Annotated in this window: 7 protein-coding genes; 1 reads left to right on the top strand and 6 read right to left on the bottom strand. The window is 65.2% G+C overall.

Annotation, left to right across the window (positions count from 1 at the left end; genetic code table 11):
* Positions 1 to 39: 39 nt before the first annotated feature.
* Entirely contained in the window at positions 40 to 1,506 is a 1,467-nt protein-coding gene (locus tag AB3X98_RS19415) for an MFS transporter (RefSeq protein WP_368605214.1), read from the top strand.
* Positions 1,507 to 1,634: 128 nt separating this feature from the next.
* Here AB3X98_RS19415 and tssJ read toward each other — a convergent pair whose 3' ends face one another.
* The 6 genes from tssJ to AB3X98_RS19385 form a co-directional block, all read right to left on the bottom strand.
* Positions 1,635 to 2,165 carry a type VI secretion system lipoprotein TssJ gene (gene tssJ / locus AB3X98_RS19410; RefSeq protein WP_368605290.1) on the bottom strand — a complete coding sequence of 177 codons (531 nt, stop codon included), beginning with the start codon at positions 2,163 to 2,165 and terminating at the stop codon, positions 1,635 to 1,637.
* 14 nt (positions 2,166 to 2,179) lie between these two features.
* On the bottom strand, positions 2,180 to 3,337 hold the full coding sequence (gene tssG / locus AB3X98_RS19405) for a type VI secretion system baseplate subunit TssG (RefSeq protein WP_368605213.1): 1,158 nt from the start codon (positions 3,335 to 3,337) through the stop codon (positions 2,180 to 2,182).
* Entirely contained in the window at positions 3,301 to 5,115 is a 1,815-nt protein-coding gene (gene tssF, locus AB3X98_RS19400) for a type VI secretion system baseplate subunit TssF (protein ID WP_368605289.1), read from the bottom strand. Before tssF ends, tssG begins: the two co-directional genes overlap by 37 nt.
* A gap of 142 nt (positions 5,116 to 5,257) precedes the next feature.
* Entirely contained in the window at positions 5,258 to 6,847 is a 1,590-nt protein-coding gene (gene tssA, locus AB3X98_RS19395; protein ID WP_368605212.1) for a type VI secretion system protein TssA, read from the bottom strand.
* Complete coding sequence (locus AB3X98_RS19390; RefSeq protein ID WP_368610300.1) at positions 6,844 to 10,395, bottom strand: ImcF-related family protein; 3,552 nt, start codon at positions 10,393 to 10,395, stop codon at positions 6,844 to 6,846. Before AB3X98_RS19390 ends, tssA begins: the two co-directional genes overlap by 4 nt.
* Positions 10,392 to 11,633, bottom strand: coding sequence for a hypothetical protein (locus AB3X98_RS19385; protein ID WP_368602588.1), 1,242 nt, complete (start codon positions 11,631 to 11,633; stop codon positions 10,392 to 10,394). Before AB3X98_RS19385 ends, AB3X98_RS19390 begins: the two co-directional genes overlap by 4 nt.
* Position 11,634 lies beyond the last annotated feature (1 nt).

Here is an 11,634-nt window from a genome sequence, read left to right as displayed (position 1 = left end):
ATGCTACTACGCATCCCGTGCTGAACCCGGCCTTGCCCGATGAATCCTCCCAATACGACCGAGACGACTGATAAGCCCGCCATCATCGCAACCACGCTGCCCGCGCGCCTCGATCGCTTGCCGTGGGGCCGCTTTCACGTGCTCATCGTCGTGGCGCTGGGCGTCACCTGGCTGCTCGACGGTCTCGAAGTCACGCTGGCCGGTGCGGTAGCGAGTGCGCTGAAAACAAGCCCGGTGCTGCATCTCGACAATGCGCAGGTGGGCCTGGCCGGCAGCGCGTATATTGCCGGCGCGGTGTGCGGTGCGCTCGGCTTCGGCTGGCTCACGGACCGGTTGGGCCGCCGCAAGCTCTTTTTCATCACGCTCGCCGTGTATCTGCTGGCCACCGCCGCGACAGCGTTTTCATGGAGCTTCGCGAGTTTCGTCGCGTTTCGCGCGATCACGGGCGCGGGCATCGGCGGCGAGTACGCCGCCATCAATTCGACGATCCAGGAGTTCACGCCCGCGCGCGTGCGCGGCTGGACCGACCTCAGCATCAACGGCACGTTCTGGGTGGGCGCGGCCATCGGCGCGGCGGGCTCGCTCGTGCTGCTCGACCCGCACCTGCTGCCCGCGGACTGGGGCTGGCGCGTGTGCTTCTTCATCGGCGCGGTACTCGCGCTCATCATCTTGCCCATGCGCCGCTGGATTCCCGAAAGCCCGCGGTGGCTGCTCACGCACGGCGAGCACGACGAGGCGAAGCACATCGTGGAAGGCATCGAGACGCGTTTTCGTGATGCGGGCCATACGCTGGAAGACCCGCCTGACGACCCGCTGCGTCTGCATGCGCGCGGCCATACCCCGCTGGGCGCGGTGTTTCATGCCATATTCGTGCGGCACCGCCGTCGCGCGCTGGTGGGTCTATCGCTCATGACCGCGCAGGCCTTCTTCTACAACGCGATTTTCTTCACCTACGCGCTCGTGCTCACCGAGTTCTATCACGTGCCGGGAGGCGACGTGGGCCTCTATCTGCTGCCGTTCGCACTCGGCAACTTCCTCGGTCCGATCGTGCTGGGGCGGCTCTTCGACGTGATCGGCCGGCGCACGATGATCGCCGCGACCTACGCGCTCTCGGGCGTGCTGCTCACGGCGAGCGGCTGGTTGTTCGAGCAAGGCATGCTCACCGCGACGATGCAAACCGCCGCGTGGATGGTGATTTTCTTTTTCGCCTCGGCCGCCGCGAGTTCCGCCTATTTGACCGTGAGCGAATCGTTTCCGCTGGAGATCCGGGCGCTTGCCATCGCCGTGTTCTATGCGTTCGGCACGGCGCTGGGCGGCATCATCGGCCCGGCGTTCTTCGGACGACTGATCGATACACACCAGCGCAGCGAAGTGTTCACGGGCTACGTGGTGGGATCGGCGCTCATGATCGCGGCTGCACTCGTAGCCGCGATCTGGGGCGTGGACGCGGAGCGCAAGTCGCTCGAACATGTGGCCGCGCCGCTTTCGTCTGTCGGCGAGGAGTAGGTTCGCGGCGTTACTGCGTTGCCTTTTGTGAAGGTGCGTCGCGGTCCAGCGCGTCGAGTTCGACGAACAGCTCGGGCAATGATTTCTTCATCTCAGGAATGTCGAACGACACCCGGCTATCGCTGATCTCACTGTGAGGCTTTCCGGGACGAGTCGTCTGCGACGAGGAGAAGCTGGTCGACGAGTTGGAGGTTCAGCGGCTTATCGGCGTCGAGCTTCGTTTTCTCGATCACGTATTTCCAGCCGTTGCCGTTACCCGGGTTCCGGTAGAACGCGACGATGGCCACGTACTTCGTGTCGGCCTTCATCGGCTGCGAGAGACTCGCGGACGCCCCCGGGTTCAACGCAGCGGCCATGCCGTCCTGCAGGTCCTGCGCGAGTACCGTGCGGTCGTTTTTCAGGAGATCGTCATAGGATGCGCCATCGAACAGCTTGCGGTCCCTGAGCTGGTAGATGCGTACCGCGACCGATGTCGGCCGGCCGGCATCGTCCGGATTCAGGGCCTCGCGCGCGGACAGATCGACGTTGAGTACCTTGACCTGTTTGTAGAACACGGCGTGCCAGGCACTCGACGACGTGTCTGACACGGCCTGCCAGGCCCCGCAGGCCGACAGCAGAAAGGCAGATGCAACAGTGGCAATGGCCAGGCGGATAGACATCATGGTTTCCCCGGTTATGTGCGTTTCGGACTCAGGTAAGGATTGGGCGCCGGTGCGGGGAACGCCTCGGTCACACCTAGCGGAATGGTAATCGTGCGCTCTTCCCCGGCAGGCAGCACCGTGGTCCAGCCAAGACGCGGTGCTGGCGTGGCCGATGCCGTGCTGATAGTGCCAATCGTGCCGATGGCCGGCAAAGGCGCGATCCGCGACGACACCTGCATGCGCAGATGAACGTCGGCCTTCACACCCACGTAAAGGCGCACGAATGCGAGCAGTTCACGATTCAGCCACGCCCCCGGCAGGAGATCGTGTGCCTGTTGTGCGTTGGCGGGACGCAGCGTCACCCGAACCGCACGACCACGCCAGGCCAGCCGCCTGCCCAGCACGTAGCCCCCACCCAGTCCCTGCTGGGCGCCGCTCCCCGATTCCTGCGCCGGAGGACGTGAGCCCAGCGGCCTCGGTTGGCCGGGACGGGCGTACACCGGGAAAAACTCGTCGGCGCGCACATCCACGCCCGGAACGGCCAGCGCAATCACTCCCGCAAGGCCCTCTGGCGTACGGGTCTTCAGGCATAGCAGGCCCAGCAGCGCCAGCATGCGGCAATCAGGCAAGCCCGCGCGCCCGGGCTTGCCGCCCCAGCCAAATCCGACCAGGCTCAGCAGGTTGCGTGAATGAGCGTCGGTCCCGCCCGGCCGGAAACTCTCCGGATAGCGGTACTTCTTCCATGCGCGGTACAGCAACGTGACGAAGCGGTGATCGAACCGGTCGAGAAACGACTCGACCGCCTCATGCCCCTCCTCGCGCAGGACGATGTCGTCGATCATGTGCGGCGGCACCGCCGAGTCGACGCCGTACAGACCCATGAAGGTCGTGCGCACGGTGGGCCGCACCGACCGCGCGGTTTCATCTGCCGCGTCGCCGAAGTCGACCGCGGCGACTTCGCCCGCAGGAAATCCGACGCGCGGCCACGACCCGAACCGCACGGGTTCGTGCTCGGGCGTATCGCGCGTGCCCAAGCCCGCTCGATCCGGCACGCTCACCTCGAGCAGGCGGCACAACTGCATGAAGTTCATCCGGGGCGCGCGGGCCAGCAGCGACGCAACCAGGGGCTCAAGATTGGGAAACTCCTCTGGCTTCATAGCGGGGAGCGCTCTGCCTTGCTGCGCGGCCATACTGTGCGGGTCTGCGATGGCAGGCTTACGATCGAAAGTTTCGTGAACAGGTTGATTTCCGCGTACAGCGCGAAGAACCGGTGCAGCAGTTCGCCGAACAGCATCACGTCGCCCTCACCCGCGAACGCATGGGAATCGAGCGTAACCTCGATCAGCACGCCACGCTCGACCGAGCCGCCCGAAACCTCCTCGAGTAGTTCCTCCGAAACCCAGAGGATGCCGTCCAGGCGCCGCCGGTTCAGTTCGTCGTCGGTCCAGTCGTAGAGGCCGAGCGCGCCGCGCAGCACCTCCGCATCCATCAGCGACAGGAAGTTGGGCGCCAGATGCGACAAAACCCGCCACTGAAACCGGTCATCCGTCGGGGGATAGAGCGGCAGCGTCGGCGCGACGAGGTTGCGCACGCCGGCGACGTTCGGCGTGCTCGCGGCGAGTTCGCTTAGACTCGCCTCGCGCAGCCCCTTGCGCGGCAGCATCCCGTTGGTGCCGGTCACGCGCAGCGAGAGGCTTTCTTCCGGCAACGTCTCCATCGTCTCCCAGGCGTGTCCACCCAGGACGACCCACGTCTCATGTAGTCCCGACATGCCGGGGCGCACCCGCGCGTGGAAATACCGCTCCGGCGCCTCGTGACGCAGCATGCCCCCGCGATGCCGGAACGTGGCAAACGGGACGTATTCGTAGCGCTCTGCCGTCACATGGTCGAAGGCCTCGATCGCATCGACTGCATACGTTTCGACGTGTTCACCCTGATGGCCCCCCGGCACGACACGGTATTCCGTCTCGTGGTGGTTGATCTCGATGGGCTCGGCGTCGAGTTCGAAGAGATTGATGACCGGCGAGCAGAACAGTCGTACGTTGTCACGACTGAAACGCTGGTCAGACGGGTAGGGCTCCCTCAGGACGAATTCCAGCTCGAAGCGTGTCGTTCCCGCGGGCAACCTGGCCACGTCGAGTCCACACAGATCGACGAAAAGGAACTTTTCCCTGAAAGAAAAATATTCGAGCAGGAGCTGGTATCCCGAGAACGCCGCGTCGGCCTTGGGCCACAGCCGCTCTTCGGGTGAAAAACCCGCGGGCTCCAGCGTGACGCCAGACAGCGGCAGCGCTTCGCCGTCGCGCAGTTCCGGGATACGCCAAAGGATCGAGTCGACCTGGCGTGTAAGCGCGAGGTGCATGGAAAACGCCACTGGCAGATCGGCGTTCAGGTGCAGGCGCACGCGCGACAGGTCGGTTTCTTCGCGCCGCGCTGAATGATGGAGCTCGAACCCCAGCCGGATGACCGAGCGGCCGTCGTGCCGCACCGACGGTCCGGCATGCGTGATAGTGAGCGGCTGCAGCGTCACTGACTGGGTGGTCCGGTAAAGGCATTGCACGGTGCGTGCCGTCGTACCCTCGGCGCCCGCGGCGAGCGGCATACTGATGGGCGCGGAACGCACCGGCACACCCGCCGGCACCACTTCGGTCCTCTGGAGTTTCTCCCGCAGCGGAATCAGCTCGACGACCGACAGCGACGGCATCATCCGCAGATAATGTGGCCATAGCAGGCTCACGAGCCCTTCTGTCAGTTCCGGCAATTCGTCGTCGAGCTTCTGCTGCAGGCGGCCGGTCAGAAAAGCAAAGCCCTCGTGCAGACGCTCGACGTACGGATCGCGATCGCCCACGCGATCCAGATTGAGCAGGCGCGCCCGGTCGGGATGCGCCTTCGCGAACTCCTTGCCGGATTCGTGCAGATAGCGCATCTGGGCTTCGTAGTAGCGCAGAATCGGATTGTCCATCGCAATACTTCCTGTTTTTAATTGGCAGTACAAATCAGACCGAAATCCATGCTCTTCCCTCATCTACAGGTTTCAGGTGCCGGTCAGTGTCGGGCTCGCATGCACGAGGCCACGCTTTCCGATGGCCGCCGCACGGATCCCGCGCGCCTTATTGGGCCAGCGCCAGTGCGCGTGCCGGGTCGAGTACCGTCATCTCGCCCTGCAGTTCGCCAATGCGACGCGCGAGCGCTGGCTTGTCGGCATCCTTGCGGTTGCTCGCCGCCTTCAGCGCCCGCAGCAGTTGATGCTTCACCTCGAAGACGAGCGCAGGATCCCAGCGCACGAGCGGCAGCGATCTGGCGGACGTGTCCAGTTCGACCAGCAGGGCAAGTGCGGTCTCAGCACGCCCGGCATGGTCGGCCAGGCGCGCCATCACGAGCCGCTGCAGGAAGCGGTGGCGGTCGGTCTTGAGGTCCGGCAGGGAGTCCAGCCACGCGAACGCAGCTTCGATTCCATCGCGTCCTGCGAGATCCCGCGCCTGCGCCTCGATCTCCGGCCAGTCGCCTGAGGCTTCGTTCTCACTACCGGCCGAGACCGGCAGCGGCGCGACACCCTCACCCGCTTCGAGATCGCGGACCACGGCGTGCCGCGCAATCCACTCGAGCGTCGTATCGTCGGCAAACGGCGTGCCGTCGCTGAACGACAGCCGTTCGAGCCCGGGCAGTCGTTCGAGAAAGAGCGCAAAGTCCGCGCGCAGCAGTTCGCGCCATGCGCTGTATGGCGCCCCCACGTGATCGAGGGCGACGTGCTGGAAGTACTGCAGGTCGAACCAGAGATGGTTGACGCCCTCCATGAACGCCCCCTCGACCCGCTCGAGCAGTTCGTGCCACTGCTTCTGCAACATGAGCCGCTTCATCTGCTGACGCAGCTCTGGGCGCGGCGCCGTGAGCCGCGTATGCGATGCGGCATCGGCCGGCGGCACATCGTGGAGCGTGTCCCAGCGGATGCTGCGCACGAGCCGCACCGAGGGCAGGTAGCCGTTCTCCTGATCGCGCAGCCACGCGGCCATCATGCGGGCCTGCTCGAGCAGGTCTCGCGTCGAGGCAATCGGGCCAGACGTGGCGCCTGCCATGGCGGGCGGCGATGATCCGGTCGATTCGGCCGCAACACTTCGAGCCTCGCTGTCCCTCCGCTCAAAACGCGACACCAGCGGCTGCAGATTCGGGCGGGCAGCCACCGGCCATGCGCCCGTGAGCGTCACCAGGACGTCGAGCGCCGCAAGCGCGCGTTCGAGGTCCGCCGGCACAAACTCGCCGCGGGATTCGAGCAGTTCCAGCACGCGCGCGGTGGCGAGCATTTCAAGGGCGCCCTTCTTCGCTTCGGCTCGCGCGGGCAGCACGGCAACGTCAAAGCGCTCGACGAGCGCGGCAGCCAGCTCCAGTCCGTCGGCAAAGCCCGCGGTGCCATCCTGCCGCAGCCGCGCGAACGCGTAGTAACCCGCGAGACGCAAATCCTTGCCGCTCTCCTTCAGCAACTGCTCGCACGACCGGGCGATCAGACTCTCGTCGATGCCCGAGAGCTTGCCCGCCTCATCCCGGAGCGTAAAGAACGCATCCTCGTAGCCGGGATCGCGGCCAACGCCCGCTTCGCCTGCGAACGGCTGCACCCACGGCGCCCACACGTCAAGCCGCGCGCGCGCCAGTTCGCCCGCATCCTTGCGCGCCGGAAAGAGGCTCCTGAACAGTTCGCCCAGCATCATTGCGCCTCCGGGACAATGCCTTGCGGCAGGGGCATTGCAGCGTGCTTCGCCGCGGCGATGGCTGCCGGCGGCAGCGGCGGCGCACTGCTCGCCATGGCCTTCGGCCCAGCCTTCGCGCTGCCGGTCAGAAAGATGCGCGCGGGCAATGCAACGTGCCGCAGCTGCAGGACGTCAAGCGGTCCGGCGCCGGCCTCGCTGCGCAACTGGAGCCTGAGCGCGATGCCCTGGCTTGCATCCGGCGTCCACGTGAGCAGCCAGCGCGCATTGTCCTGCCGGGAGACCTTCGCCCGCTCCAGCAGCCGGATCAGTCCGAACCGGCCCTGCGCATCGAGCGCCGTGCGCAGGCCGCCTTGTTCGGTCTTCCATTCGATGTGCGAGAGGTTCTCCAGCGACTGGCCCGGCCACTCGAACGGGACCCAGTCTTCCTTCTGGTTGAAGTAGTCGAGCTCACGCCCGGACAGCATCACTTTCATGTTTGTCACGCCCGGCGTCGCGACACCGCGCAGATCAAACCGGATATGCGCGTCGCCGGACGGAAACAGCACGCTCGAGACCCGCATCAAGCGGTTCAGCCCTTCCAGAAACGCCGGATCGAGCCGCAGGGCGTCCTGTTGCGTGCCCGCGCCCTGCGCGGCTGCCCAGCGGTCGCCCTGACGCTCGACGATGCCGGCCAGCTGTGTCGTGACGAACTGCGTGATCACGCCGTTGTCCGGGCGCATGAACCGGGCCATCTCGGGCAGCGACGCATCGTTGTCCGAATCCGCAAACGGGTAGCGGCCACCGAAGGCGGCGTTCCAGTCGGCAACGATCGAGCGGCGCCAGATGTCGTTCAGGCTGGCTGCCGCGGGCTGCACCACCGCCTGCCAGGTCTGGTCGAGCGGCGCCTGGAACAGCTGGCCGAAACCGGCCCATTGCTGGCCGAGGCTCGCCGCCACCCGGCTTGCGTAATCGCGGCTGTCCGCGATGTCGGACGTCTTACCCTGCAGCACCGCCTGCGCGGCGGCGCGCGACATCGCTTCCGTATCCGGGCTATTCACCATCTGCTCGAGCTTCAGGCGCATCGCCGTAACCCGTTCGAGATAGCGCGCGAGGCTCAGGTCACCGGTCGTTGCCACCTGCGCGGCGGCCTTGCCGGCCTGTGCCGGCAAGCCGGACAGGGGATCGCTGCCGCTGAGCCGCAGGATCGGACCGAATGCATTCGCGAGGGGGGCGAGCTGGGGCTGTGCCCGCTTCGACGGATCTTTCTCGTCGGCGCCGACCAGCTGCTGTGCCTTGCTGACCAGCGTATCCGAAAGCGATTGCGCCGTGACGCCCGCGCCGGCCTGATACACGATGGCATTCATGAGCGCAACCAGCGGCGAGCGTTGCGGGTCGCCCAGCAGCGAGAGCTGGTCGGCGGTGGCAGACAGTGTCGAGGCCCTCTGCCAGCGCAGGCTGTTGAGGAACTGCGCCCATGCGCGCGCATAGTCGTCGAAGTAGCGTTGACGCAGTTCCGCTTTCAGCGTCGACGATGTGGCGCTGGCCGCCTTTGTGTCGGAGAGCACCCAGTCGCCGGCGACGTCTCCCTGGCTGCTCGCCTCGTCGATCGCTTTCGAGATGCGCTGCTCCCACGCTTCGCGCGTGAAGACGCCCGGAATGGTCTGGCTCGTGTTGAACAGGCCGCGCCCGGTGGTGTCGCCAAGCAGGCCGGCCAGGGAGACCGGCGGATACTTCGGCTTTGCGTCGTCGAGGATCTGCTGGTAGGTCGCGTCAGTTGAGTTCTGGATGCCGCGCACGCCAATGACGGTCTGCCGCGTGGCGGCGACCAGGCTGCTGTCCGGCACGATGGCGAGCGTTGAACCGTTCGCAGCAGGTCGACGGCCCAGGTGATCCGCGAAGAATTGAATGGCGTGCTGGCGAAGGTCCTCCCACGTGCCGGACGACAGCGGCGAGGCGGGCGGGCGGGCAGGCGCCTGCGTTGCCAGAAGCTGGGGCGTGAGGAAGGACGCGACGGCCCGCTCGGGCCTGGCGAGCATCAGGTAGGCCTTGAGCGTATCGTAGGCGGCCTGCGCCTGGGCGTTGCCGCCGCTTGCGATCTCCGCGTCGGACATCGACGCAAGCTGGCGCAGGCGATCCTCCAGTTTCTGGCGGATCGGACCAACGAGGATACGGCCCGCAGCATCCTCATAGCCGGGCCACAGCACAGCGAGTACGGCGCTGTCGCGATTCAGACCGAAGCGCGCGGTCCAGGGCGCGCCGTCGCGCTGACGAGTCTCTAGCGTGTCGATCTGTCTGTCGAGGCTGTCGAGTGCCTGCATGCCCTGCGCCGGGCTCAGGGTTCCAGACAGTTTCGCGAGCGTGTCCTGTGCTGCGGCGATCGTGGCGCGATTCGAAAACCCCGAGACCATCGTGCCCACGATCCAGAGGGCGGCCACGCCTGTTGCCATCCACGCGGCGAGAATCGACGGTGAAAAGCCAACGCGGCGACCGTGGATTTTTCGGCTGTGCTCGGCGACGGTCTGCCAGATCGAGCGGTGCTGCAGGGCGATGGGATCGTCTCCCCCCTCTTCGACGGCTTTACCCGTAGCCGCAGGTGGGGGCAGCTCCCGCTCGCTGAATAGCGGTGCGAAAAGCAGGCCGTGAACGGCGTGGCGCCAGTAGCGCGAGCGGGCCGTCTGCACCACAAGTCCCGACAGGGCGCTACCTAGCCGCTCGATATGCTGCGAAAGTTCGGCCGGGTAGCGGTCGTGATTGTCCCGGGCAATGCGTTCGACCCCGGTGTCGGCGAGATTGCGTATGAGGCTGCGTAGCGACGTGTGGACCTCGTCCGCGTTCACGCGGGCGTTCGACCACGTGAAACCAATGGCCTCGTCCGGGCCCGTGGGCACGGTGCCAAAATCCGTCACGTTGACCAGATAGGTCGGCGCCGCCCAGCGCAGCGCGCGGGCGTGGCGCGCCAGGCGCTGGGCAAGCTCGTCGGCGTCGAACGCAGCCCTCGCCGACGTGCGGTTGCGGGTCACTGCCACGATCGCGTCGATCGGCCGGCGGGAGCGCAGGCGGCGAATCTGGTTGAGCCAGTCGGTGTCGAGTCTGTCGGTGGTCTGCTTCGCGTAGAGCAGGACGGTGCCGCCGGTGATCAGGTAGCCGGTGGCGACAAGGCCGGGGGCGAGACGCTTGACGAGTGGTTCGTCGCCAGACACAAGCACCCAACGATCGCGGTAACGCCAGCGCCTGCCATGGCGGTCCCGGAGCGCTTCTACCAGCGACACGGATCTGGATGAACGGGTAGCCTGATCTGATTTCGGAACGTTCGATTGCGCGTCATATCGCATCAGCCATCGGGTCGCCCGCATGGAAGCGATCCAGAGGAGAATGGCCTCAAACAATTTCACAAGAATCAGGGACAGCAGCAGCCCCGAGAGGAGTGCCAGCTCAATATTGATGCGTGTGTTTTGACTCCACCCCTGTTCCATCCCCCCGAACCACGTCGCAAGGCCAAGAATAGCAAACAGGATGGTTATCGCAATACCAATGAAAAGCGCTGCCGGCCGCGGCTTGTGATCGTTCATGTCTGTTTCTGGCATACCAGTGCAACCAGGTCATCGCCTTCCTGCGCAATAACCAGCTGGGGTTCGTTCATAAGTGCTGCGTTTGCAGCGGCCAGCGTTGTCGCAAGCCACGCGCGTGCCGCGCCGGCATTGCCAACCGTCTCATTTACGTCGACAGGCCTCATCCGGTGTCCGAACCGGCACGACGATCGGATGGTCCTTGAGGCATCCTTGCCGAGTCCGGTGCGCCATGTCATTCCGGTTTTGTCGAACGATGTCCTTCCCCAACGGAAAGCAAGCTTTAGTACGTCCGCCACTTTTTCCAGGGTTCCCCTCGCCGGGCGATGGATGCGTAGCGCAGGCTTTTCGCTCATCTGTCCGGCAACGGCAGGACTGCCAACAAGCAGCATGACCGCTGCCTCGGCCACCCCGTTAGCAAGCACTTCACTTGCCGCCTTGCGCAACTGGACGGAAACGAGAAGGCGAACTACATCAGGGCGAATTCCGTCGTGCCACGAATCGGCATGGAATAGCGAAAGCTCCCTGGTCGCGGGATTCACCTCGGCGCGCAACGACGGAAATTTTTCTTTCAGAAGAGACTGCAGACGTGCAACCCATGTGCCAGGCTGCAATACAGTGTCAACGCAGACGTCCACACTCATTGACACTCTCCGGGGAAGCTGAAGAATCTGGGGGGCTACGTCGCTCATCAACTCGTTCAGTAGCCATTCACAGACTTCCGTCTGACGCGCATGTTCGGTTCGGGTGTTACCCCCATAGAACTGCTTGCCCGGTATCTCGAACCAACGGGCCATCACATCGGTGTTGGGCCTGACCTGGCTGGCAGCCGGGCGCAGCCTGGTTTTCTCGTCAACCAGATCCTCGACGGAGTTCTCTTCCTCGCTGCACGAAAATCGCCAGGCGTGCCCCAGAACTGCCAATGGCTGACTTGAAAGGTCGTGACGCTGCATTTCTATGTCATCGGCGGTCCGGTTTGTCGCCAGTGCTGAGTTCACGCGCGCATATGTCCAGGCGAATCGGCAAGCCAGTAGGAGTCCCCATATCAGGACCGGTAGTGCGCCCGCGCGGAACCAGAACCAGACCGTGTTCATTGGTTTGCCTGCAGGCCAGAGGAAAACGGTCAGGAACGCGCCCGCCGCAAGCATGAGGCAAAGCAGAATTGCCCAGACGAGAATCGACGGCCGCGGTGCTTCCGGAACCCTGACCCGCGGCGGAATACGTGCAAAATCAACGGGCATC

Source organism: Paraburkholderia sp. BR14312 (assembly GCF_040948675.1).
Taxonomy (GTDB): domain Bacteria; phylum Pseudomonadota; class Gammaproteobacteria; order Burkholderiales; family Burkholderiaceae; genus Paraburkholderia; species Paraburkholderia nodosa_A.
Note: the sequence above shows the minus strand (reverse complement) of the source record. Positions and strands in the feature narration are given on the sequence as shown.

Excerpts from the sequence above, each read along its gene's own strand:
- AB3X98_RS19415 (WP_368605214.1), top strand. The coding sequence starts at position 40 with ATGAATCCTCCCAATACGACCGAGACGACTGATAAGCCCGCCATCATC.
- tssJ (WP_368605290.1), bottom strand. The coding sequence starts at position 2,165 with ATGTCTATCCGCCTGGCCATTGCCACTGTTGCATCTGCCTTTCTGCTG.
- tssG (WP_368605213.1), bottom strand. The coding sequence starts at position 3,337 with ATGGCCGCGCAGCAAGGCAGAGCGCTCCCCGCTATGAAGCCAGAGGAG.
- tssA (WP_368605212.1), bottom strand. The coding sequence starts at position 6,847 with ATGATGCTGGGCGAACTGTTCAGGAGCCTCTTTCCGGCGCGCAAGGAT.
- AB3X98_RS19390 (WP_368610300.1), bottom strand. The coding sequence starts at position 10,395 with ATGAACGATCACAAGCCGCGGCCGGCAGCGCTTTTCATTGGTATTGCG.
- AB3X98_RS19385 (WP_368602588.1), bottom strand. The coding sequence starts at position 11,633 with ATGCCCGTTGATTTTGCACGTATTCCGCCGCGGGTCAGGGTTCCGGAA.